Source organism: Nonomuraea sp. SBT364, assembly GCF_001083785.1.
GTDB lineage: Bacteria > Actinomycetota > Actinomycetes > Streptosporangiales > Streptosporangiaceae > Nonomuraea.
Window position 1 is genome coordinate 1 of sequence record NZ_LAVL01000099.1, and the last position, 23,224, is coordinate 23,224.

Sequence of the window (23,224 nt, forward strand, 5' to 3'; positions counted from 1 at the left end):
TTTTGTAAAGGTGCCGCCCCCCCCGAAATCCTCCACTACCCTCTTCGCCGGCAGCGTCAGTGGTGAAAAAGAGACAGCCAGCCCCCCCCCCCCGCGGGCAGTGCCCGCCGGGGGGAGAAGGCCGCAGGGCAGTGCCCGTCCGGGGGGAGGAGACCCGAGGGCAGCGTCCGCCCAGGGGAGAGAACGCCGAGGGGCGGTGCACGTCGAGGGGCGGCGCAACCCTGGGCCGGTCCGATGGCGATGCCAGCGGGCGGACCACAGCGTAGAGACGGGAGCGGCCGCAAGCGGGCGGCCGCACACGGGAGCTGAGGGCGGTACAAGCGGGCGGCCGCAGACGGGCAACTGAGGGCGGTACAAGCGGGCGGCGGCACACGGGAAGCTGAGGCGGCCGCAGGCGGGTGGGCGCACACCGTGGAGACCGAGGCGGTGCGGGAGGGCGTGACACCTTCGGCGCGCGGGCGGTTCGTCCGGCTGCGTGGGTGCTGCCTGCACGGTCTTCACGCGCCCACGGCGATGGCCGTTCGTTGTGGTGTGTCCGCTTGTGTGCGAGGTGCCCTCGGGCGCTCAACGGGCTGACTCCCGCAGCCGGGCACCTTGGGCCCGAGGGGCGCCCCGTTACGTCGAGGGCTGGAGGCGGGCCAGGGCGCCGGCCTCCAGGGCGACCCAGATGGCGCCGTCGGGGCCGAGGGTGAGGCCGTGCGGCTCGGCGGGGGCCCCGGGGACGGAGGGCAGGTCGTGCTCCTCCATGACACCGTCGACGGTGATGCGGCCCAGCCGGTTGGCCGCCCACAGGGTGAACCAGAGGGCGCCGTCGGGCCCGGCGACGATGGCGTGCGGCCGGGAGGCGCGATCGGGCAGCGGGAACTCGTCGATCCTGCCCGTGACGTCGATCCGCCCGATCTGCCCCGCGCCGATCTCGGCGAACCAGAGCGCGCCGTCGGGCCCGTCGGTGATGTGCACCGGCGCGGCGCCCTCCGTCGGCAGCGGGTGGACGCTCACCTCACCGGTGAGCGAGACCCGCCCGACCGCGTTGCCCTGATTGAGGGTGAACCACAGGGCGTCGTCGGCCCCGGCGGCGATGCCCGACGGCATGCCTCCGGGAACCGGCACCGCGAACTCGCTGACCTTCCCGTCGGCGTCGATCCGCCCGATCGTGTCGGCCCGCATCGACGTGAACCACATCGCCCCGTCGGCGCCCGCCACGATGCCGTAGGGAGAGTCGGCCTCGAACGAGGTCACCTCCCCGGTGGCGTCGATCCGCCCGACCCGGCCGCCCTGGAACTCGGTGAACCACATCGCCTCCCCGCCCGGCTCGGGCGTGATCACGGTGGGCCCGCCGTCGGCCGGGCTGAGCTGGTGGATCACCGGCTCGCCGCCGGGCAGCAGCCTGCCGATGCGGCCTTCGTGCACCAGCGTGAACCACAACGCCCCGCCGGCTCCGGTCGCGATGCCGTACGGCGCACCGGCGTCGATCTTGGTTACCTGCATGCGAGTTCCCCCGGAATCTCCAGTGCGGCGCCCCGGAAGCGGCGGCGCAGCGTGCGGTCGTGGGACACGATGACGAGCGCGCCCCGATAGTCGTCCAGCGCCTGCTCCAGCTCCTCCACCAGCGTCAGCGACAGGTGGTTGGTGGGCTCGTCGAGCAGCAGCAGGTCATGCTCGCCGGCCAGCAGCGTCGCCAGCGCCAACCGGCGTCGCTGCCCGACGGACAGCGCTCCCACCCGGAGGTCGAGCGTCTCGGACCGGAACAGCCCGGTGGCCAGCAGCGCCCCTCTGCGCTCATGGCGGGGACCGCGGCCGTAGGCGTCCAGCACCGGCAGCGCCGGATCGTAGGCGACCTCCTGCGGGAGGTGGCCCACGGCCCCGCGAGCCTGCTCGGCGAGGGCCCGCAGCAGCGTGGACTTGCCCGCGCCGTTGGGCCCGTGGATCAGCACCCGGTCGCCGGCCGCGATGCTCAACCGCTCGACGACCACCCGATCGCCGACGCGTACGTCACGCACCTCCACAAGCACCCGGCCGGGCCCGGCGGCCGGCTCCTCCGCAGGCGTCGCACCCGTGCGGTCCTGGCGGGGAAGGCCGGCGGAGGGCGCCTGGCCCGCGGTGGCGTGAGCGCGAGAGGGGTGGGACAGGTCGAAGGCGCCGCGGAAGCGCAGGGGGCGGGGCGGCGGGAGCACCGGGTCGGCCTCCAGCTTGCGCAGGCGCTCCTGGGCGTTGCGCACGCGGCTGGCGATCGAACTCTGCACGCGCCCGGCGTTGCGGTCGTAGGCCATCTTGTTGTTGTCGCGCATCGCCCGCCCCGCCGCGACGCGGTGGGCGGTGGTGGCGGCGTGCTCGCGCACCCGGCGGACCTCTTCACGCCAGGCCAGGTGGGCCTGCTCCTGGCGGGCGCGCGCGGCGGCCTTGTCGGCGAGGAAGCCGGTGTAGCCGCCGCCGAAGCGCGTCACGGCCCCGGACTCGACCTCCAGCACGGAGGTGGCAACCCGGTCGAGGAAGGCCCGGTCGTGCGAGACGGCGACGACGGTGCCGCGATGGTCGCGCAGCCGCTCTTCCAGCCAGGTCAGCGCCGACTCGTCGAGGTGGTTGGTCGGCTCGTCGAGCAGCAGCGTCTCGGGGGAGGCCGCCAGCAGGCAGGCCAGGCCGAGCCGCGCCTGCTCCCCGCCCGACAGGCTGGACAGCACCCGGTCGCGCCCGACGTGGGTCAGGCCGAGCCCGTGCAGCGACTTGTCGACCCGCGCGTCGGCCTCGTAGCCGCCCCGGGTCTCGAACGCGGTCACGAGCTCCCCGTACTCCTCCATCCGGTCGGAGGTGAGGTCGGACTCCAGCTCGCGCATCCGGCGCTCCATGGCCCGCAGGTCGGCCAGGGCGGCGTCGATCGCCTGCCGCACCGTGTGGCCGGGCGGCAGGTCGAGCGTCTGGCCGAGGTAGCCGGCGTCGGCGGCCGGCACGGCCTCGCCCTCGTCCGGCCGCTCGGCCCCGGCCAGGAGGCGGAGCAGCGTGGACTTGCCGGATCCGTTCTCGCCGACGATGCCCAGGCGCTCGCCTTGCCGCACGGACACCGACACGCCGGCCAGCACCCGGTGCAGGCCGTACGACTTGGAAACGTCTCGAAGGATGGTCAGGGTGGAGCTCCAATCGCTACTGAGGTAGCTTTAGCTTCCCACGTCCGCCCGGCAAACGCAACTGGAGTAGTTTTTGGAGACGAGCAAGCGCCCGGGAGGGCGGAGCGCCAGGGTGCGCGACGCCGTACGCCGGGCCACGCTGGCCGAGCTGGCCGAGCACGGCTTCCGCGGCCTCACCGTGGAGAACGTCGCCGAGCGGTCGGGCGTCCACAAGACGACCGTCTACCGGCGCTGGGGCAGCGTCGAAGGGCTGATCTCCGACGCGCTGGAGCTGGCCGGCGCCGAGCCGTGGCCGATCCCCGACACCGGCACCATCGAGGGCGACCTGCGCGGCGTCGCCCGGCTGGTGCAGAACGGGTTCGCCGACCCGGAGCTGGGGCCGGTGTCGTCGGCGTTCGTGGCGGCGGCCATGCAGAACCCCGACGCGGCCCGCGCCCTGCACGACTTCTTCGAGTCCCGCCACGAGCAGTCGTCCCGGGTGGTGCGGCGGGCGGTCGAGCGCGGCGAACTACCGGACACGGTGGACGTGCTGGAGGTGATCAGGGTGGCGGTCGCGCCGATCTACTACCGGCTGTTCGTCGCCCACGAGCCGGTGACGCGGGCCGACGCCGACCGCGCCGCAGACGCCGCACTGGCGGCGGCCCGCGCGGGAGTGCTCGCGGCACGGGCCGAACCGCACGGTTAAGGCTGTGCGCGGGCCCCGCGCAGCTCGAAGTCGTCCCAGGTCGTCTTCAGCAGCGACTCGCTGTCCTTGGGGATGCGGGCGAACAGGCCCACCGTGCCGTTGCCGATCCCGTTCGGGTCGTCGGCCTGGGCGACGCGGTCGCCGTTCACCCACATGGAGAGCCGCACCGCCTTCCCCGTCTGCTCGCAGGCCGCCTCGATGCGGACCTTGCCCTCCAGCGTGCCCGCCTCGCCCTGGGCCAGGGTGCCGCCCGAGCCGTCCCAGATGCGCCTGATCCGGGCGTGGCCGGTGGTGTCGAGGCCGAACTCGTAGTAGGTGCCGTCCTCGGCCGCGTGGCAGTAGAGGCCGTACTCGCCGCTGCCGGTGACCTGCTTGACCTCGGCGCTCACGGCGATGAGCACGGTTTCGGGCATCATCGGGGTAGGGGTGGCGGACGGCTCCGGCGTGCCGGTGGGGGTCGCGGTCAGGAAGGGGACGGCGGCCTCGGCCCAGTTCTCCTCGTCGCCCTGCTTGACGTCCAGCCCGTAGGTGCCGTCGGTGCGGTAGCCGAAGCTGGCGTCGGCCTCGGCGTCGTAGGTGCCCGACCAGCCGCCGGAGGTCTGCGTGAAGTCCTCGCGGTGCAGGACGGCCAGGTCCGGCGGCCCGCCGGAGGCGAGGGCGGTCCAGGCGACCACGCCGAGGCCGACGGCGACCGCCACCGCCGCCGCGATCCCGGCGTACAGCCGGCCCCGATGCGGACGAGGGGCGTACGCGCCGGCCCCGGTCAGCGGGGTGGTGGCGCGCTGCCAGGCGACCTGGACGGTCTGGGCCACCTGCTCGGGCCCGGCCGCCCGGCCGACGAGGTGGTCGAGGAGCTGCTGGGCGGTGGGCCGCAGGGCGGGGTCCTTGTGCAGCGCCGCCCTGACCAGCTCGCGCAGGCCCGGCTCGACGTCGTCGAGGTTCGGCTCGGTGTTGAGCACCTGGTAGACGATCGCCGGCAGCGTCTCGCCGCCGAACGGCGAACGGCCGCCGGCCGCGTACGCGATCAGGCAGCCCCACGAGAACACGTCGCAGGCCGGCGAGACCGCCTCGCCGCGCAGCACCTCGGGCGCCATGTAGCGGGGGGTGCCGATCAGCTCGCCGGTGCCGGTGACGCCGCCGAGGGTGTCGAGCGCCCGCGCGATGCCGAAGTCGATCACCCGCGGGCCGACGGGGGAGAGCAGCACGTTGGACGGCTTGAGGTCGCGGTGCACCACCCCGGCGCCGTGGATGGCGGTGAGCGCGGTGGCGACGCTGACGGCCAGCGCGTCGAGGCTGGAGCCGCGCAGCGGGCCGGACTGCTGGACGGCCTGCTCCAGGTTGGGGCCGGGCACGTATTCGGTGACGACGTAGAGCTGGTCGCCGTCGAGCGCCGCCTCCAGCACCGCCGCCGTGCAGAAGCGGCGCACCCGGCGCGCGGCGTCGGCCTCCCTGCGGAAGCGCATGCGGAACTGCTCGTGCTGGCTGAACTCCGGGTTGATCACCTTGATGGCGACCTGTTGCCCGGAGGGGTCCTCGGCGAGATGGACCGTGCCCATCCCGCCCCTGCCCAGCACGTTCAGCAGTCTGTAGCGCCCGATCTGGGAGGAATCACCGCTCACGGCGGGTCAGCTTACCGACAGCTGACCCTCGTGTGCAGTGGCGCGGGTACGCAGCGCGTACGCGACCGTCGCCACCGCCAGCCCGGCCCCCCACACCAGGTAGGCGGGGACCGACACCCAGAAGAACGCCTCGGGCAGCGCCAGGCCGCCCTCGGGAGGGAAGGGGTTGCGCCCGTTCAGCCGCTCGTACACCATCTGCCCGAGCCCCGTGCCGAAGTAGGCCACCAGCCCGCCCGACACGCCCGCGGCCGGCCACAGCACCAGCGGCCGGGGCACCCGCCCGCCGGCCAGCCAGGGCACCCAGCGCGGCCACACCCGGCCCCACCGGTGCACGAGCGCCAGCGGCAGCACGGTCCCGGCCAGCAGGAACCCGCCCTCGAACAGCACCATCCCGCCGTCGCCGAACGGCGTCTCCCCGAACCCGACGACGGCCTGCGCCGCGATCCTGGCCGCGCAGCCCGCCACGGCGGTGTAGGCGGCCGCGTAGGCCCACCGGGGAGTGCCGGCGAGCGCCGGCAGGGCGTGCCCTCCCGTACGCCGCCGGTACGTGGACGCGGCCCGCAGCAGCAGCGCCCCCGTGCCCACGCAGGCGGCCTTGCTGGCGGCGCCCAGCGGGTGGACCGGGATGCCCAGGCCGGGCAGGATCCCGCCGACGACGTCGAGCAGCAGCAGCGCCCCGGCCACGATCAGCGCCGCCCCGACGGCCCACGAAGCCGTCAGCACCGCCGCCCGCGCCCGTCCCGCCAGGTTCGCCGTCAGCATGACGGCCAGGAGCAGCGCCGCCGCCCCGCACAGCGCCACGGCCCACCACCCGGTGAACACCATGAGGTCGGGCCCGATCGGCGAGAGCCGCTCCGGCATGTGCCCGAGCTGCCAGTACGTGCGGACCGCCCCGTACAGGAGCGCCAGTCCCAGTGCGAAGCCCGTCAGCGGGCCGGGCCGTGTGCCTTCCATGGAGCCGATCCTGCTCCGGCGGCCCGGCCCGCGAATCCCCGCACAGAGGCAGACCGCTCCCCCGCGCGGGGGAGGAGGAAGCCCCTACCGGCCCCGGCGACTTGCGTTCAGGGGGCGTAAGAACATATGTTCGATTCATCAGCGCCCGCCTTCCCCCGGGTGGCTCAGCAGGAAGAACGAGAGCCGCGGGGAGAAGCGTCTTGAGCAGACTCTATGGCGATCCGATAGAGGTGTGGACCAGGGACGGGGAGCCTACCCAGTTCGTCTGGCGCGATCGCCTCTATCTCGTCCGGCGCGTGCTCGACCACTGGGTCGTGGCGCGCGAGTGGTGGAAGACCGGCGAGGGCGACCCCGGTGAGCGCCGGTTCTGGCGGGTCGAGGCCAGCCCCGGGCGCGAGGTCGGCTCGTACGAGCTGAGGTTCGACACCGCCAGCGGCGGCTGGCTGCTGCTGCGAGCGTGGGACTGATGGCGCCGTTCCCGCACCTGAACGTGAGCTCCGCGTACTCGATGCGCTACGGCACCGCGTTCCCGAAGGCGCTGGTGGCGCGGGCCTCCGAGCACGGGATGGACATTCTCGCGCTGACCGACCGCGACGGGCTGTACGGGGCGGTCAAGCACGCGCAGGCGTGCGCGGAGGCGGGGATCTCGCCGGTGTTCGGGGCGAACCTGGCGCTCGCCCCGACGGCGGAGAAGAGGCCGCGGACCGGTCCCGCGTCGCAGGACCGGGTGACCGTGCTGGCGCGCTCGCACGGCTGGTCGCGGCTGGCGCGGCTGGTCACGGCCGCGCACTACGCGGGCGAGCGCGGCGACCCCCGGGTGAGCCGCGAGCTGATCGGCGAGCACGATGGCGACGGCGGGCTGGTGGTGCTGCTCGGGCCGCGTTCCGACGTGGGGCGGGCGATGGCCGAGCGGCGCGACGACCGCGCCCGCATGCTGCTCGGGCTCTGGCGCGACGCGCTGCCCGGCGTGGTGGTCGAGGTGGTCGACCAGTACGGGTTCCGCGACGCCACGACGGCGCTGCGGATGCTGGCGCTGGCGGAGTCGGCCGGGGTGCCCGCGGTGCTGAGCAACGCGGCGCGCTACCTGGACCCGGCCGACCACCAGGTGGGCGACGTGCTCGACGCGGCCCGCCAGCTTGTCCCGCTGCACCCGCGCCACCTGGAACGCACCACCTCGCACGCCTACCTCAAGAGCGGCAAGGAGATGCTGCAGGTGGCCGCCAAGATCTGCGGCGGCGACCAGGATCGGATCGCCCGGCTGCTGCGCACCACCCGGCAGGTCGCCGAGGCGTGCGCGATGGAGCCGGTCGAGCTGCTCGCGCTCCGCAAGAGCCCGCCCGACCTGCACCTGCCGGAGATCGGCCGCGACCCGGTGCCGCTGCTGCGTCACCGGGTCGAGGACGGGCTGGCCGAGCGCGGGCTGGATCGGTCCCGGGAGGCGCGCGAGCGGCTGGCCGCCGAGCTGGACATCATCGAGAAGAAGCGGTTGTCCGGATATTTCATCGCGGTCGCCGGCATCACCGACATGATCCGCGAGATGGGCGTGCGCTGCGCCATCCGCGGTTCCGGCGCGGGCAGCCTGGTCAACTACCTCATCGGCATCGGCGAGGTGAACCCGCTCGACCACGGCCTGCTCATGGAGCGCTTCCTGTCGGAGGGCCGCGTCGGGCTGCCCGACATCGACGTGGACGTGGAGTCCGCGCGCCGCCTCGACTGCTACAAGGCGATCTTCGACCGCTACGGCGAGTCGCGGGTGGCCTGCGTGTCCATGATGGAGACCTACCGGGCGCGCAGCGCGATCCGCGACGTGGCCGGAGCCATGGGGCTGCCGCCGCACGAGATCGACGCGATCGCCAAGGCGTTCCCGCACATCAGGGCCATGCAGATCACCGCGTCCCTGCGCGACCTGCCGGAGCTGCGCGAGAGCCGGCTCGGCGAGGCCGGGCTGGACCGGGTGTTCCGCCTGGCGGAGAAGCTCGACGGGCTGCCCCGGCACATCGCGCTGCACCCGTGCGGGGTGCTGGTCGGCAACTCCGGGCTGCGCGACCGCACGCCCGTGGAGCGCAGCCTGCTGGAGTTCCCCATGTCGCAGTTCGACAAGGACGACGTGGAGGAGGCCGGGCTGCTCAAGCTGGACGTGCTCGGCGTGCGGATGCAGTCGGCGCTGGCGTACGCGCTCGGCGAGATCAAGCGGGTGGACGACGTCGTCGTCGAGCTCGACACGCAGAGCGGGGACGAGCCCGGCGTCCAGTACGTCCCGCACGACGACCAGGAGACGTACGACATGATCTGCGCCGGGCGGACCCTCGGCTGCTTCCAGATCGAGTCGCCCGGCCAGCGCGAGCTCGTCGCCAAGCTGGAGCCGCGCAAGATGCACGACCTGATCGTGGACATCTCCCTGTTCAGGCCGGGACCGGTCAACTCCGACATGGTCACGCCCTACCTGGAGGCCAGGCACGGGTGGCGCAAACCGTACTATCCGCACGAGAGGCTGCACGGGGCGCTGAAGGAGACGCACGGCGTGGTGGTCTTCCACGAGCAGGTGCTGAAGATCATCGCGGTGATGACGGGCCAGGACCTGTCGTACGCCGAGACGCTGCGGCGCACGCTCGGCACGCCCGAGGGCCGCGACCGGGTGCGCCGCCACTTCGTGCCGCGGGCCAGGGCGAACGGGTTCGACGACGCGGCCGTGGAGCGGGCCTGGAAGGTGCTCGACGCGTTCGGCGGGTTCGGGTTCTGCAAGGCGCACGCGGCGGCGTTCGCGCTGCCGACCTACCAGTCGGCGTGGCTCAAACGGCACCACGCGGCCGCGTTCTTCGCCGGGGTGCTGACGCACGACCCCGGCATGTACCCCTCACGCGTCATCATCGACGAGGCCCGCCAGTGCGGGGTGCGGATCCTGCCGCTGGACGTGAACAAGTCCGCCAAGGACTGGCGGGTCGAACGGCTCCAGCTCCGCGTCGACCCCGCCGACCTGGCCGGCGGCGACGAACCGCCCCGGCGGCGCGCCTTCAGGATCGAGGAGATCGGCAAGGGGTACGCGCTGCGCGTGCCGTTCTCGGCGGTCAAGGGGGTGAGCGAGGCAGAGGTGGCGCGCATGGTCGCGGGCCAGCCGTACACCTCGCTCGCCGACTTCTGGGACCGGGCCCGCCCCTCCAGGCCGACGCTGGAGCGGATCGTCCAGGTCGGCGGCCTCGACGCGCTGCACGGCCTGCGCCCCGGCGGGCCCCGCTGGAAGCCCGGCGAGCTCACCAGACGCGACCTGATCGCCCAGGTCGGCGTGCTCGAACGGACCTCGGCGAGCGGCGTCCGGTCGGGGCCGCGCGCCTCCAGGCGTTACACGCCCCGGCAGGCCGCCCCCGAACGCCACCTGCACCTCGCCGCCGCCGTGCAGCTCCCGCTCGGGTTCGCCGAGCACATCGCGCCCGGCGAACTGCCCGAGATGACCGAGACGGAGATGGTCGAGGCCGAGCTGGAGATCCTCGGCATGGACGTCAGCCGCCACGTCATCAGCTTCCACGACGAACTGCTCGACGCCCTAGGCGTGACCCGCGCCAAGGACCTGCTCAGCCTGCGCAACGGCGCCGAGGTGCTGGTGGCTGGGGTCAAGGTGGCCACCCAGACGCCCGCCATCCGCTCCGGCCAGCGCATCGTCTTCGTCACGCTGGACGACTCGACAGGGCCGGTGGACCTGACCTTCTTCGAATCGGTGCAGGGCAGGTGCGCCTCGACGGTGTTCGGGTCGTGGCTCATGGTCGTGCGGGGGGTGGTCAGGCGCACCGGCACCCGGGCCGTCTCCATGCGCGCCGTGGACTGCTGGAACCTGGTGGACCTCGACGCGGTCCGGCGCTCGCGCGGGCTCGACGCGGTCCGGGCGATCCTCGCCGAGACCCCCGAGGACCGGGGCGGCGTCGGCGGGCGGGCGATCGAGTACGCCAACGGGTTCAGGCTGTCGCCGTACTCCGACCTCGGGCCGGCGATCACCGAGCCGCCGCGCCGCCTCTGGCACGCCAGCCCCGGCAGTTCCGGGCCGACGGCCGCGTGACGGGGGCGGGCGGTCTGTGTACCGTCACGGTCATGACGCTGGATCCCGGTCCCCGCGCGGTTCTGGTGCCCGATCTGGGCGAGGAGCTGGCCGGAGCCGTCGGGCGGCTGGAGAGGCTGCTGCTGGCCCTGCGGGCCGCCGAACACGCCGGGACGGCGCTGCCGGAGCCGCTGTCGGGCGGGGCCGCGCTGGCCGCGCTGCGGCGGCTGTGGCGTGCCGTCGCGCTCACGCAGGGCCGCTGGGCGGCCGAGGCGCGGCTGGCGGGCCGGGTCTACGCCTCGTGCGGCCGGGTCGAGCACGTGCCGCTGCGCCTGGTCGACGTCGACCCGGTCGACGTGGCGACGCTGTCGGCCGCCGCCGCGGCACTCGGCGCCCTCACCCGCGGCGCCGCCGACGGCGGTGAGGCGGGGGCCGAGCTGGTGGCGGTGGCCGCGCGGATCAGCGGGCTGCTGGATCTGGCCGACACCGCCGAGTCGATCGTGCTGCGCGAATACCTGGCCGCCGCAGGGCCGGGCGGCGACGTGGTGCTCACCCCGGCCGTGGAGGAGGCCTACCGGGCCACGGCGGCCAGGCTCGACGCCATGTGGCCGCGCGCCTAGGCGCGGTCTGGTGGCGCTGTCGGGTGGTGTGGTCAGGTGGCGCTGCCGAGACCCGGCGGCGTGAACGGTGACAGCGCCGCCACCGGCTCGGGAGCCTCCCGCTCCGCGCAGGCCGACCGTTGCACCTGGGTGATCTTCCGTACGGTGGCCGCGCACAGCAGGGCGGCCAGCGCCACGCAGGCGAGCTGCGCGACGCCGATCCCGGTGAGGTCGCCCTCGGCGGAGTCCAGCGGCAGCACGATCGTGAGCAGAACCAGCGCCGTCAGCCAGCTCAGCCACCACCCCGACACCAGCGCCAGCCAGCGCGGGCGCTCGCCCGCCGGCGGCCGGGCGCCCTGCCAGACCTCGTGCACCAGCATCGCCGGGGCCACCAGGTTGACGCCGGGGATCAGCCACGCCACGGCCACCGGCCCGGTCGCCGCGGACGGGTCGTTGACCTGCCGGGCGCGCACCAGCCAGGTGACGTAGGCGGCCCCGGCGGCGACGGCGCCGCCGCTGGCGAGCATCATCAGCACCGCGAACGCCGTCACCGCCCCGACGACGGCCTCGGCGTCGGCCCCCTGCGGGCGGCCGCCGTACGCGGCGAGCTGGGCGGCGAGGCTGCGCCCGCGCACCTGCTCGAAGATCACCAGAGCGCTCAGGGAGAGGACCTGCGCGGCGAGCGTGAGGTAGACGGCGTTGGCCGCTTTGACGGGCGGTGCCTGGGCAAAGCGCACGATGTTCTCCCCCCGGGCCATGCGCTGAGGTTCTGCCTTCACTTCTATCCCGCGGGCACCTCGGTTAATCAGCTCACGACCCCCGATTCCCACGCCCAAGCCGCGATTTCCACCCGGTTCCTGGCGCCGAGTTTCGCGAAGATGCTGCCCAGGTGCGTCTTCACCGTCGACAGCGACACGAACAGCTCGGCGGCCACCTCCTGGTTGGTGCGCCCGCGCGCGATCAGGCGCACCACGTCGAGCTCGCGGTCGGTCAGCGGCTCGGGCAGCGCGACGGCGCGGCGCTGGGGCTGCGCCAGGTGCCGCAGCAGCCGCACGGTCACCGACGGCGACACCAGCGACTCGCCTCCGGCCGCCGCCCTGACCGCCTCCACCAGCAGCGTCGGCCCGCTGTCCTTGAGCAGGAACCCGGTGGCCCCCGCCCGCAGCGCGCCGTAGACGTACTCGTCCAGGTCGAAGGTGGTGACGATGACCACCCGCAGTGGACTCTCCACGCCGGGGCCCGCCAGCACGCGGGTCGCCTCCAGCCCGTCGAGCTTGGGCATCCGGATGTCGAGCAGGCACACGTCCGGCCTGAGCCGCCTGGCCTCGGCGACCGCGCCGGCGCCGTCGGCGACGGCCGCGACGACCTCCATGTCCGGTTGGGCGTCCAGGATCATCTGGAAGCCGGTGCGCACGAGTTGCTGGTCGTCGGCGATGAGTACCCGAATAGTCACGGCCCCAACTCTAGGATCAGCCGTTCGGCCGAGGCGTAACCGGTCACAAGGCCGATCCGCCGCACCCCGCCCCGGCGGGAGGCTTTCCCACATGAACGACGTGCTTGCGGGACTGGCCCTGACCAAGAGGTTCGGGCAGACGGTGGCCCTCGGTGGCGTGGACATCACCGTACGGGCCGCGGAGGCGGTGGCGATCATGGGGCCGAGCGGCTCCGGCAAGTCCACCCTGCTCCACTGCCTGGCCGGGATCATGAAGCCCGACGGCGGCGAGGTGCACCTGCTCGGGCAGCGCATCGACGCCATGGGCGAGCGGGAGCGCAGCGCGCTGCGCCGGACCCGGTTCGGGTTCGTGTTCCAGTTCGGGCAGCTCCTGCCGGAATTGCCCGCCGAGGAGAACGTCGCGCTCCCGCTCATGCTCGGCGGCGTGGCCAGGGCCCAGGCGGTACGGCAGGCGCGCGAGTGGTTCGGGCCCCTCGGGCTCCACGGCATGGAGACGCGCCGGCCCGGCGAGCTGTCCGGCGGGCAGGCGCAGCGGGTGGCGATCGCCAGGGCGCTGGTCACCAAGCCGGCGGTGGTGTTCGCCGACGAGCCGACCGGCGCGCTGGACCAGACGACCGGCCACGACACGATGCGCCTGCTCGTCGAGGCGACCCGGCACAACGGCGCCTCCCTGATCGTCGTGACGCACGACCCGAACGTGGCCGGCTGGTGCGACCGCACCGTCGAGGTCCGCGACGGCCGGCTCCTGGCGGGCGGGGTGCCCGCGTGAACCTCGACCTGACGTGGCGGCTGCTCAAGGGGGGCGGCCGCCGGGGCATGCTCGGCACCTGGCTCACGCTGGGCGCGGTGGCGGTGTCGACGGCGCTGCTGCTGTTCGCGGTGACGGCCAACTTCGCCTTCGAGGCCAGGGGCGAGCGGGGCGCCTGGCGCAACCCGGTCGCGGCGGCCCAGGGGCAGCAGGCGGTCGCGATGGCCGGGTCGCGCCTCGACTACGTGCGCGACCGCGAGATCGTCATCGTCGACCTGGCCGCGCTCGGCCCGTCGACGTCTGTGCCGTCCGTGCCGCCGGTGCCGTCCCTGCCGCCAGGCCTGCCGCGCTTCCCGGCGCCCGGTGAGGCGTTCTTCTCGCCCGCCCTGGCCGAACTGGCGGAGGAGCTGCCCGCCGGGCAGCTCGCCGCGCGCTTCCCCGCCATGACCGGGGTGCTGGGCGACGAGGCGCTGGTGCACCCCGAGGAACTCGTCGCCGTCGTCGGCCACCGCCCGGACGCGCCCGTCATGACCGCCCCGCGCGGAGCCGACGCCGCTCCCGTCCGGGTGAGCGGCCTGGCGGGGGAGCCGTCCATGGACTCCCAGGGCTACCGCGTCCTGGCGCTCATCGGCAGCATCCTCATGGTGGTGCCGCTGCTGGTGTTCGGCGGGGCGGCGGCCCGGCTGACGGTCGCCAGGCGGGACCAGCGGCTGGCCGCGCTGCGGCTGATCGGGGCGACACCGGGCCAGGTGGTCGGCATGACGGTGGCCGAGGCGGTCATCGTCGCGTTCGCCGGCGTGCTGGCCGGCACCGTGGCCTACGCGCTCGCCCTGCCGCTGCTGACCCGCATCCGGATGGGCGGCGGGCCCTGGTTCGCCGCGGACCTGTGGCCGGACCTGCCGGTGCTCGGGGCCACGATCGTCGCGGTGCCGCTGCTGGTCGGCCTGTCGGCGGTGGCCGGGCTGCGCCGGGTCGTCGTCAGCCCGCTCGGGGTGGCCAAGCGGGAGACGCCACCCGCCATGCGCTTCCTGCGCGTGCTCGTCCTGCTGGCGGTGCTGGCCGTGTTCCCGCTGCTGAGCCGGGAGAGCGGCATCGCGATCGTCGCGGTGGCGATCGGGCTGGCGTTCCTGTCCGTGAACCTGGTCGGCCCGTGGGTGGTCGGGATCATCGGCCGGATCACCGCCCGCGGCGCGCGGGGGCCCGCCCGGCTGCTGGCCGGGCGGCGGCTGGTGGACGACCCACGCTCGGCCTGGCGCACGGTCAGCGGCGTGGCGATGACCGGCTTCGTCGCCGGGTTCCTCGCGCTGCTCAGCCCCGGCGCGTTCGCCGGCGACGCCGTCCCCGGCCAGCTACGCGTCGTCGTCGCCGAGGGCTCGCCGTCGGCGGTCGCCGACCGGGCCCGCGACCTGCTCGGCAAGGCCGGCGTCCGCGCCACCGTCAAGCACTCCGAGGACGTGGTCGCGGTGACCGTGGCCGACCGCGACGACCCGGCGGCCCTGGACCGGGGCCGCACCGTGCTGACCGGCCTCGTGCCCGGCCGCACCCTCACCACGGGCGCCGACGACGACCGCATGGGCACCCAGCTGCTCGCCGACGTGGGCGTGGGCACGGTGGTGGTGCTGTCGGTGTCGTTCCTGGTGGCCATCGCCAGCGCCGGCATCACCGCGGCCTCCTCCATCCTGGACCGGAGGCAGACGTACGGACTGCTCCGCCTGGCGGGCACCCCGCTGACGGTGCTCGACCGCGCCCGGCGGACGGAGACCCTCGTCCCGCTCACGGTCATGGGCGGCGGCTCCATCGTGGTCGGCGCCTTCTGCGCCACCCCGTTCCTGTTCGGCGCCCCCAATGCGAACGGGCTGGTCATGCTGCTGGTGTGTGTCGCGCTCGGCTTCGGCGGCGTCCTCGGCGCCGGCGCGCTCAGCCGCCCCCTGCTCCGCTCCGTCACCACCGATCCGGCGCCACGCCCCGACTGAGTCCGAGTGCGCTGTCCGCGAACCCGGGTGGGCCGGCGGTGGGCGTGGTGCTTGGATGACGGGATGGAAATCTTGGTTCTGGGCGGCACCGCCTGGGTGGGGCGGGAGCTGTCACGGCAGGCGATAGAGCGCGGTCATCGGGTGACGTGCCTGGCCCGCGGTGAGAGTGGGCAGGTCGCCGACGGCGCGACGCTGGTGGCCGCCGACCGGCGCGACCCCTCGGCGTACGAGCCGCTGCTCGGCCGCGACTGGGACGCCGTCGTCGAGGTGTCGTGGCAGCCGGGCTTCGTGCGCGGCGCGCTCGACGCGCTGGGCGGCCGGGCCGGGCACTGGACCTACGTCTCCTCCGTCAGCGCCTACGCCTCGCACGCCGCGCTGGGCGCCGACGAGTCCACCGAGCTGCTCGCGCCGACCGACCTGAGCGAGGTCGGCCGCGAGCTCTACGGCGAGGCGAAGGTCGCCTGCGAGCAGGCGTCGGCCGCCGCCGTGGGCGACCGGCTCCTCATCGCCCGCGCCGGGCTCATCGGCGGCCCCGGCGACCACAGCGGCCGCTCCGGCTACTGGGTGGCCCGCGCCGCGCGCGACCCGCACGGGCCGATGCTGGTCCCCGACGCGCCGGACTGCCCGACGCAGGCTGTCGACGCGCGCGACCTCGCCGCCTGGCTGCTCGACGCCGCGGCGAAGGGCCGCACCGGCACCTTCGACGCCGTCGGCCCGATCGTGCCGTTCGGTGAGTGGATCGAGCTGTCGCGCACCATCGGCGGCCACACCGGCCCGGTCGTCACCGCCGGCTCGGCCTGGCTGCTGGCCAACGGCGTGGCCGAATACATGGGGCCCGAGTCGCTGCCGATGTGGCTGGCCGAGCCGGGCTTCGAAGGCTGGTCGGCCCGCCCCGGAGCCGCCGCGCGCGCCGCCGGGCTCACCCACCGGCCCCGAGCCGAGATGCTGGCCGACACGCTGCGCTGGGAGCGCGAGCAGGGCCTCGACCGCGAACGCCGGGCCGGGCTCAGCGCCGGCCGCGAGCGCGAGCTGCTCAGCGCCCTTCGCTGATCCGCGCGTCGATCCGGGCCCTCGCATGAGGGCAGGCGTCGAAGGGGAGGGGGCACGAAAGGGCGTGCTCGATGAGTTCCTTGGCCGCCCGCGCCTCGGCGATGCGGTGCTCCAGTGCGGCGACGTGGCCCTTCAGCAGGCCGGCGTGGTCCATCGGGTCGCCGGTCGACAGCAGCTCGCGCAGGGCGGCGAGGCTCAGGCCGGCCTCCTTGCCCATCAGGATCACCGCCACCCGCCGCACGTCCGTCTCGCCGTAGCGGCGGTGGCCGCTCTCGTGCCGGGCCGGGGTCAGCAGCCCGGCGCTCTCCCAGTGGCGCAACACATGCGCGGGCAGCCCGAACCTGGCGGCCAGCTCGCCGATCGTCATGCCGCTTGACTTCATGTCCACATTAACCTTCATCGTGGCCGGCATGAGCAACGTGATCGACAGATTCCTGCTGCCCGCCGTCGTCGAGGAGATCGAGAACGTCACCCCGCGCATGCGCCGCATCCGGCTCGCCGGCGACGCGCTGCGGGTCCTCGACTGGCTGCCCGGCCAGCACGTGCGGGTGCGGGTGGGCAACCTGCTCTCGCTCCGCGGCTTCCGTGACTCGCTCCGCACGTACTCCGTGTGGGACTACGACCCGCGTGGCCGGCTCGACCTGTGCGTCCTGGAGCACCCGGAAGCGGGTCCGGGCGTCCGCTGGGCCCGCGAGGCGGTCCCCGGGGCCACCACGGCGGTCATGCGCCCGGAGGGGCGGCTGATCGTGCGGCGGGACGCGCCGTACCACCTGTTCGCCGGTGACGAGACGGCGTCGGTGGCGTTCGGCGCGATGTTGCGCGGGCTCGGCGGCCCCGTCCGCGGGGCCGTCCTCACCTCCGGCGACCGCCTCCCGCTGCCCCGCGCCGGCGAGCTCGCCTGGCCGCTGCGCGACGGCGGGACGGACGCGGACGCGCTGGTCCGCGCCGTCCGCGAGCTGGACCTGCCCGGCGCTCCCGGCGCCGCGTACGTCGCGGGCGAGGCCCGCGCCTGCCAGGCCGTGCGCGCCCATCTCGTACGGGAGCGCGGCTGGCCCCGGGACGCGATCAGGCTCAAGGCCTTCTGGGCGCCCGGCAAGCGGGGGCTCGACTGATCAGCCGAGGACCAGATCGCGGACGACGCGCAGGGAGGGCTCGTCGCGGGGACCCATGACCAGCAGGGACGTGACGGGAGAGTCGTGCCAGAGCTCCAGGCGCTCCTTGATCCGGCCCGGCGGCCCGACCAGGGAGATGCCGTCCGCGAGCTCGTCGGGGATGGCGCGGAAGGCCTCGTCCTTGCGGCCGGCCAGGTAGAGCGACTGGATGTGCTCGGCGGCCGACGCGTAGCCCATCCGGCCGATGATGTCGGCGTGGAAGTTGCGGTGGTTGGCGCCCATGCCGCCGATGTAGAGGGTGAGCATCATCTTCACGCCGTCCAGGGCGGACCGGACGTCGTCGGAGATGACGACCATCACCATGGCGGCGATGTCGAAGCCGGGGCTCCGGCCGGCGAGGGCCGGGCCGTACATCTCCTCGATCTTGCCGGGGAAGGCGAACAGCGGGAGCCAGCCCTGCCCCAGCTCGGCGGCCAGGGCGACGTTCCTGGGGCCCTCGGCGCCCAGGTAGAGGGGGATGTCGGGGCGCAGCGGGTGGGTGATGGGCTTGAGCGGCTTGCCGAGCCCGCCCGGGAGGGGGAGGGGGTAGTGCGGGCCGTCGCCGGTCACCGGGTGCTCGCGGCGCCACACCTGGCGCATGATGTCGACGTACTCGCGGGTCCTGGCCAGCGGCCTGGCGAACGGCTGGCCGTACCAGCCCTCCACGACCTGCGGGCCGGAGGCGCCGATGCCGAGCAGCAGGCGGCCGCCGGTCAGGTGGTCGAGGGTCATCGCGGTCATGGCGGTGGTGACCGGCGGGCGGGCCGACATCTGGGCGATCGAGGTGCCCAGCTTGATGCGTGACGTGCGCGCGCCGTACCAGGCCAGCGGGGTGAACACGTCGCTGCCGTACGCCTCGGCGGTCCACACGGAGTCGTAGCCGAGCCGTTCCGCGGCCAGCACGGACTCGGTCGCGTCGTCGGCGTGGCGTTGCCAGTAGCCGAGGTTCAGGCCGAGCTTCATGGGCACCTCCCGAATCAAGTTCCATTACGGGTGGCGCGGGGGCGCGTGTCAATGCGGGATCATCCGGGGACGTCTGCATTCGTGCTCAAGGCTCTGCGGCTTCTGGCGTGCGTCCCGCTCCTCCTGCTCACCGCGGCCGAGCCGACGGTCGTCTCCGGCAGGGCGCGGCCGAACATCGTGTTCATCATGGCGGACGACCTGGAAGCGGGAAATCTGCATTATTTTCCGAATATTTCGCGGCATATCGTGCAGCGGGGTGCCTCGTTCGACCGGTTCTTCGTGACGAACTCCTGGTGCTGTCCGTCACGTGCCTCGGTGCTCCGGTCCCAGTACGTCCACAGTCACGGTGTCTGGACGAACACCCGGCCCGAGGGGGGATTCGAGCGCTTCCATGACCTTGGTCTGGAACGTTCCACCATCGGGACCTGGATGCGGGATGCCGGATATCGCACGGCGCTCATGGGCAAGTTCCTCAACCACTATCCGGGCGGAGCGGCCCCCGGCTCCTATGTGCCGCCTGGCTGGGACGAATGGCACGTCCCCGTGCGCAACCTGTACGACGAGTACGGCTACCGGCTCAACGCCAACGGCGGCCTGACCGAGTACGGCTGGGGCGAGCAGGACTACCTCGGCGACGTGCTGGCGGAGAAGGCGCGGGACTTCATCGCCGGCTCCCGGCGGCCGTTCTTCCTGTTCCTCAACCCGATCGCGCCGCACCTGCCGGCCAACCCGGCGCTGCGCCACACCGACGCCTTCACCTGGGCGCGGGCGCCCCGGCCGCCGTCGTTCAACCAGGAGGACGTGAGCGGGGAGCCCCTCTGGCTGCGCTCCAGGCCACCGCTGGACCAGCGCGAGCTCGACGGCGTCGACCGGCGCCACCGCCACAGGCTGCGCGCCATGCTCGGCGTCGACGACCTGGTCGGCGCCGTGGTCGCCGCCCTGGAGGAGACCGGCAAGCTGGGCAACACGTACCTGTTCTTCGGCTCGGACAACGGCTTCCACCAGGGCACGCACCGGCTGGCGCAGGGCAAGACCACGCCGTTCGAGGAGGCCATCAGGGTCCCGCTGGCCGTACGCGGGCCCGGGGTGCGGGCGGGGACCACGATCACCGACCTGGGCGCGACGGTCGATCTGGCGCCGACGTTCGCCGAGCTCGGCGGGGCGAAGGTGCCGTCGTTCGCCGAGGGGCGCTCGCTGGTGCCGCTGCTGCGTGGCGAGCGGCCCGCGCGGTGGCGCAGGAACGTGCTGGTCGAGTTCGCCCGCCCGGCCAAGCGGTCGTCGGCCGCGCAGACCCCGGTCCCCCCGTATCAGGCGTTGCGCACCGAGCGCTACACCTACGTCAGGTACGACACGGGGGAGGAGCAGCTCTACGACCTGCGCGCGGACCCGTACCAGCTCGACAACCTGGCAGCCGACGCCGACCCGGCGCTGGTGGCGCGGCTGCGCGCCCGGCTGGACGGCATGCGGGCCTGCTCCGGGGAGTCGTGCCGGATCGCGGACTCACGCGGCTGAGCACGGAGCCGGCGCGGGCAGCCGGCCCGCCCGGTAGGCGCTCGGCGGCACCCCCATCACCTCGCGGAACTCGGCCGTCATGTGCGACTGGTCGTAGTAGCCCGCGTCGGCGGCCAGCACGGCGGCCGGCCGGCGGCACACCTCGCCCAGCACCCGCCGCACCCGGTGGATCCTGGCGAACCGCTTGGGCGCGACCCCGACGCCCGCCGTGAACACGTCACGCAGATGCCGCTCGCTCACCCCAAGCTCGCTCGCCACCGCGCGCACGCCCGAGCCGGGCAGCAGCCGCGCCGCCGCGTCGACCAGATGCCCGCGCTCCAGGTCGGCACGCGGCTGCCCGGCCAGCCGGTCCAGGAACGCCGCCTCGATCAGCGCTCTCGCCCGCCGCTCCCAGCCGTCGCCGCCCGCCGGCCCGGTCGCCACCGCCAGCTCGCCCGCCAGGCGGCCGGCCCGTGCGCCCCACAGTTCGCGCAGCGGCACGATCCGGTCCACCAGCTCGTCCATCGCCACCCCGAGGAGCGGCCGGGCGCGTCCCGGCCGCAGCCGCACCGTGACGCAGTGCGGCATCCGCTTGGGCTCCAGGTAGGACGCACGTGTCCGGGGACCGAGCACGTACAGCTCGCCCCCGTCGCCGGGGCCCGCGCGGAAGGCCACCGTGGCGGTGGTGTCGGGCTCGCGGACATGGAAGGGGACGTCGTCCATCATGTGCCGATTCTTCCTATAGTCGCAGGCGGGTGCGCTGGCACTTTGATCCTATGATCCTGATCACCGGTGCCACCGGCACCATCGGCAGCCACGTGACCCGACTGCTCGCCGGCCGAGGCGAGCCCGTCCGCGTCCTGGTCCGCGACCCGGCGCGCGCCCCCGCCGCCGGCGAGGTCGTCCGCGCCGACTACGACGATCCCGGCTCCCTCGCCCGCGCCTTCGACGGCGTCACGACCGCCTTCCTCGCCACCGCCTTCGGCTCGGCGCTGCCCCGCCACGACCTCGCCATGGTCGAGGCGGCCCGCGTGGCGGGCGTCAAGAAGGTCGTGAAGCTCTCCGCCATCCCGGTCAGCACCCGCGACGGCGCCGACCCCGGCGCCTGGCACCGGCCCGGGGAGGAGGCCATGGAGGCGAGCGGCATGGCCTGGACACTGCTGCGGCCCGCCGGGTTCGCGTCCAACTCCCTGGCCTGGGCCGGGGCCGTCGCGTCCGGCACGCCGATCCCCAACTTCACCGGCGACGGCGCCCAGCCCGTCGTCGACCCGCGCGACGTCGCGGCGGTGGCGGTCGCGGCGCTCACCTCGCCGGGACACGAGTCACGCGCCCACGACCTGACGGGACCCGCGATGCTGAGCGTCCCGGACCAGCTGGCGATCCTGGGACGGCTGCTCGGCCGGACCCTGGAGACCGTGGACGTGCCGGTCGAGGCGGCCCGGCAGCAGATGCTCGCCGCCGGCGCCGACCCGGTGCTGGCCGGGATCGCGTCGTCGGGATGGACGATGCTCAAGGAAGGCGGGTCACCGGGGGTGACCGGCACCGTCGAGGCGATCCTGGGCCGCCCGGCCGCGTCGTACGAGACCTGGGCCGAGGCCCACCTGACCGCCTTCACCCGTAGCTGATCGTCGCGTCCGGCGGTCGCGGTCCGCCAGGTGCACGCGGCGCCCGGGTCAGCCGGGAAGGTCGAAGTGCCAGATGATCATCGTGGGCGTGTCGCCGTGTGCGGCGTCGGTGGCCTCGGGCACCAGGGACGTGAGGATCCACGGCCAGACGTCCCACACCTTGACCGCCTCCGAGGTCGCCGGGACCTCGGTCGGCCGGGGGCCCCGGGGCAGCCGGGGCTCCTCGCAGGCGCGTAGCCGCAGCCCGGCCGCCAGGGCGGCCCGAAGATAGTCGCCCACCGGGTGGTGGAAGGTGGCGATCCGCCCCGGCCGCCCGTCCGCCAGGCGCACCGTGGGGACGAAGCCGCGCGCGACCCCGTCGGGGTGCATGTCGGTGATCACCAGGTGGCCGCCCGGCCGCAGCACCCGGGCGAACTCGGCCACCGCGGGCCCGAGCGCCGGGACGTGCGTCAACGCCAGGGAGCAGACCACCAGGTCCACGGCGTCGTCGGGCACCGGCAGCCGGTGCAGCTCGCCGTGCAGGAACTCGCCCTGCGGCACCCGCGCACGGGCCCGGTCGAGCATGTCCGGCGAGCTGTCCACGCCGATGACCCGGTGACCTCGCCCGGCGAGCGCCGAGGCGACCCGGCCGGTGCCGCAGCCGGCGTCCAGCGCGACGCCCTGCGGCAGCTTCCCGACGATCTCCGCCACGATGGGCTCGTCGATGTCGAACAGGCCGTTCGGGCCGTCGTAGGTGCCGGACCAGATGCGGTATCCCTCGGCCGTCTCCACGCGCGCGACCTCGACGGCCGCGTCGGCCAGGGCCTCGTCGTCCAGCAGCCTGCGGATCTCGGCGATGCGGGCCTCGACGAACTCGGGGTCGTGCGCGCCGGTGAAGGAGCGCAGCAGCGCGACCCCTTCGACGCCGAGCAGGTAGGCCAGGGGATGCTCGTAGATCACCCGGGCGAGACTAACGAGGCCGCTCGGAGCGCCGCCAGCGAATTACGGCGCCGGCGCGTCTACGGCGTCTCCTGGCGGAGCGACGGGTAGGCGAGCGCGAGGTGGTCCGTCACCGCCCGCGCGGCCTCCTCGGGGTCGCCGGCCGCGATGGCCGTCAGGATGCGTTCGTGGTCCGCCTGGAGCGGCGAGGTGTCGCCCAGCCGTTCCACCGCCTCCACCGCGTACCGCCTCATCGAGTCGCGCAGAGACCGCATGATGGCCCCCGTCAGCCGGTTGCCGGAGGCGTCGGCGATGGCGCAGTGGAAGGCCGTGTCGTGCTCCACGAACTCCTCCGGCGTCCGCGCCCCGGCCATCCCCGCGTAGGCGGCGGCCAGGGCGGAGGTGTCGGCGCGGGCGGTGGCCGCGTGGCCGGCCGCCCAGCGTTCGATCATCAGCCGGGTGTCGACCACCTCGCGCAGCTCCAGGCCGGCCAGGCCGAGGTGCAGCCGGAGCAGGTCCGCCAGGGCCGTGTCGGGGCGGGAGACGAGCACCGCGCCCGCGTCGGGGCCCCGGCCGGCCTGGGAGGACACGACGCCGAGGGTCTCCAGCACGCGCATCGCCTCGCGTACCGACGACCGGCTCACCCCGAGCTGCTCCGCGAGCTGCCGCTCGGCGGGGAGCCGGTCGCCGGCGGTGAGCCCGTCCTCGGAGATGCGGTGCTCGATCTGCGCGAGCACCTCCTCGAACGTGCGGGTCCGCTTGACGGGACGCCAGCGGGTGTCGGTCAACGGAGCCCCCTCGCAGCGCGGCGGGGATGCGGTCCGCCGATGCCATCGGATATGGTCTGACCAT

21 protein-coding genes are annotated in these 23,224 nt (G+C 74.2%); 10 read left to right on the forward strand and 11 right to left on the reverse strand.

The window, feature by feature from the left end:
* Window positions 1–615: 615 nt before the first annotated feature.
* Together ADY59_RS31940 and ADY59_RS31945 are read right to left on the reverse strand one after the other, a co-directional pair.
* The gene (locus ADY59_RS31940; protein ID WP_049569989.1) at window positions 616–1,488 is read right to left on the reverse strand and encodes a Vgb family protein; all 873 of its coding nucleotides are present in this window, start codon (window positions 1,486–1,488) and stop codon (window positions 616–618) included.
* Entirely contained in the window at window positions 1,479–3,119 is a 1,641-nt protein-coding gene (locus tag ADY59_RS31945) for an ABC-F family ATP-binding cassette domain-containing protein (protein ID WP_049569992.1), read from the reverse strand. The genes ADY59_RS31940 and ADY59_RS31945 overlap by 10 nt, the downstream gene beginning before the upstream one ends.
* A 73-nt stretch (window positions 3,120–3,192) precedes the next feature.
* On the opposite strand from ADY59_RS31945, the gene ADY59_RS31950 reads away from it, so the two are divergent.
* On the forward strand, window positions 3,193–3,804 hold the full coding sequence (locus ADY59_RS31950; RefSeq protein ID WP_049569993.1) for a TetR/AcrR family transcriptional regulator: 612 nt from the start codon (window positions 3,193–3,195) through the stop codon (window positions 3,802–3,804).
* On the opposite strand, the gene ADY59_RS31955 is transcribed toward ADY59_RS31950, so the two are convergent.
* A complete protein-coding gene (locus tag ADY59_RS31955; RefSeq protein WP_049569995.1) occupies window positions 3,801–5,423 on the reverse strand; it encodes a serine/threonine-protein kinase in 1,623 nt (540 codons plus the stop codon). The genes ADY59_RS31950 and ADY59_RS31955 overlap by 4 nt on opposite strands.
* A 6-nt stretch (window positions 5,424–5,429) precedes the next feature.
* On the reverse strand, window positions 5,430–6,377 hold the full coding sequence (locus tag ADY59_RS31960) for a hypothetical protein (protein WP_082310562.1): 948 nt from the start codon (window positions 6,375–6,377) through the stop codon (window positions 5,430–5,432).
* Window positions 6,378–6,577: 200 nt separating this feature from the next.
* Here ADY59_RS31960 and ADY59_RS31965 point away from each other — a divergent pair, with 200 nt between their 5' ends.
* Genes ADY59_RS31965 through ADY59_RS31975 form a run of 3 tightly spaced genes read left to right on the forward strand, consistent with a single transcriptional unit; the run spans window position 6,578 to window position 11,021 of the window.
* Window positions 6,578–6,844: a DUF6504 family protein gene (locus ADY59_RS31965; protein WP_049569999.1), complete on the forward strand. Its 267-nt coding sequence runs from the start codon at window positions 6,578–6,580 to the stop codon at window positions 6,842–6,844.
* Window positions 6,844–10,422: a DNA polymerase III subunit alpha gene (locus ADY59_RS31970; protein ID WP_049570002.1), complete on the forward strand. Its 3,579-nt coding sequence runs from the start codon at window positions 6,844–6,846 to the stop codon at window positions 10,420–10,422. The genes ADY59_RS31965 and ADY59_RS31970 overlap by 1 nt, the downstream gene beginning before the upstream one ends.
* A gap of 32 nt (window positions 10,423–10,454) precedes the next feature.
* The gene (locus ADY59_RS31975) at window positions 10,455–11,021 is read left to right on the forward strand and encodes a hypothetical protein (RefSeq protein ID WP_049570006.1); all 567 of its coding nucleotides are present in this window, start codon (window positions 10,455–10,457) and stop codon (window positions 11,019–11,021) included.
* A 32-nt stretch (window positions 11,022–11,053) separates the two neighbouring features.
* Here ADY59_RS31975 and ADY59_RS31980 read toward each other — a convergent pair whose 3' ends face one another.
* Both ADY59_RS31980 and ADY59_RS31985 read right to left on the reverse strand, forming a co-directional pair.
* Entirely contained in the window at window positions 11,054–11,737 is a 684-nt protein-coding gene (locus ADY59_RS31980) for a DUF4328 domain-containing protein (protein ID WP_231618998.1), read from the reverse strand.
* A 68-nt stretch (window positions 11,738–11,805) separates the two neighbouring features.
* Complete coding sequence (locus tag ADY59_RS31985) at window positions 11,806–12,453, reverse strand: response regulator (RefSeq protein WP_197093955.1); 648 nt, start codon at window positions 12,451–12,453, stop codon at window positions 11,806–11,808.
* Between the two features lie 91 nt (window positions 12,454–12,544).
* Between ADY59_RS31985 and ADY59_RS31990 the strand changes: the two genes are divergently transcribed.
* The 3 genes from ADY59_RS31990 (at window position 12,545) to ADY59_RS32000 (ending at window position 16,224) form a co-directional block, all read left to right on the forward strand.
* Window positions 12,545–13,222 (forward strand): ABC transporter ATP-binding protein, encoded by a 678-nt coding sequence (locus tag ADY59_RS31990; protein WP_049570012.1) that lies wholly within the window; start codon window positions 12,545–12,547, stop codon window positions 13,220–13,222.
* Complete coding sequence (locus ADY59_RS31995; RefSeq protein WP_049570016.1) at window positions 13,219–15,174, forward strand: ABC transporter permease; 1,956 nt, start codon at window positions 13,219–13,221, stop codon at window positions 15,172–15,174. The genes ADY59_RS31990 and ADY59_RS31995 overlap by 4 nt, the downstream gene beginning before the upstream one ends.
* A 63-nt stretch (window positions 15,175–15,237) precedes the next feature.
* Window positions 15,238–16,224, forward strand: coding sequence for an NAD-dependent epimerase/dehydratase family protein (locus ADY59_RS32000; RefSeq protein ID WP_049570019.1), 987 nt, complete (start codon window positions 15,238–15,240; stop codon window positions 16,222–16,224).
* Here the strand turns inward: ADY59_RS32000 and ADY59_RS32005 are convergent.
* The gene (locus ADY59_RS32005; RefSeq protein ID WP_049570067.1) at window positions 16,208–16,606 is read right to left on the reverse strand and encodes a MerR family transcriptional regulator; all 399 of its coding nucleotides are present in this window, start codon (window positions 16,604–16,606) and stop codon (window positions 16,208–16,210) included. The genes ADY59_RS32000 and ADY59_RS32005 overlap by 17 nt on opposite strands.
* A 28-nt stretch (window positions 16,607–16,634) precedes the next feature.
* On the opposite strand from ADY59_RS32005, the gene ADY59_RS32010 reads away from it, so the two are divergent.
* The gene (locus ADY59_RS32010) at window positions 16,635–17,336 is read left to right on the forward strand and encodes a siderophore-interacting protein (RefSeq protein WP_197093956.1); all 702 of its coding nucleotides are present in this window, start codon (window positions 16,635–16,637) and stop codon (window positions 17,334–17,336) included.
* Here ADY59_RS32010 and ADY59_RS32015 read toward each other — a convergent pair whose 3' ends face one another.
* Complete coding sequence (locus ADY59_RS32015) at window positions 17,337–18,338, reverse strand: LLM class F420-dependent oxidoreductase (RefSeq protein ID WP_049570025.1); 1,002 nt, start codon at window positions 18,336–18,338, stop codon at window positions 17,337–17,339. It lies immediately after the preceding gene.
* A 51-nt stretch (window positions 18,339–18,389) separates the two neighbouring features.
* Between ADY59_RS32015 and ADY59_RS32020 the strand changes: the two genes are divergently transcribed.
* A complete protein-coding gene (locus ADY59_RS32020) occupies window positions 18,390–19,850 on the forward strand; it encodes a sulfatase family protein (protein ID WP_049570029.1) in 1,461 nt (486 codons plus the stop codon).
* Here ADY59_RS32020 and ADY59_RS32025 read toward each other — a convergent pair.
* Complete coding sequence (locus ADY59_RS32025; RefSeq protein ID WP_049570032.1) at window positions 19,839–20,555, reverse strand: helix-turn-helix domain-containing protein; 717 nt, start codon at window positions 20,553–20,555, stop codon at window positions 19,839–19,841. The genes ADY59_RS32020 and ADY59_RS32025 overlap by 12 nt on opposite strands.
* Window positions 20,556–20,605: 50 nt before the next feature.
* Between ADY59_RS32025 and ADY59_RS32030 the strand changes: the two genes are divergently transcribed.
* On the forward strand, window positions 20,606–21,454 hold the full coding sequence (locus ADY59_RS32030; protein WP_049570035.1) for an NAD(P)H-binding protein: 849 nt from the start codon (window positions 20,606–20,608) through the stop codon (window positions 21,452–21,454).
* A 48-nt stretch (window positions 21,455–21,502) separates the two neighbouring features.
* Here ADY59_RS32030 and ADY59_RS32035 read toward each other — a convergent pair whose 3' ends face one another.
* Both ADY59_RS32035 and ADY59_RS32040 read right to left on the reverse strand, forming a co-directional pair.
* On the reverse strand, window positions 21,503–22,393 hold the full coding sequence (locus ADY59_RS32035) for a class I SAM-dependent methyltransferase (RefSeq protein WP_049570037.1): 891 nt from the start codon (window positions 22,391–22,393) through the stop codon (window positions 21,503–21,505).
* Window positions 22,394–22,452: 59 nt separating this feature from the next.
* Window positions 22,453–23,160, reverse strand: coding sequence for a FadR/GntR family transcriptional regulator (locus ADY59_RS32040; protein ID WP_049570040.1), 708 nt, complete (start codon window positions 23,158–23,160; stop codon window positions 22,453–22,455).
* Between the last annotated feature and the right edge of the window lie 64 nt (window positions 23,161–23,224).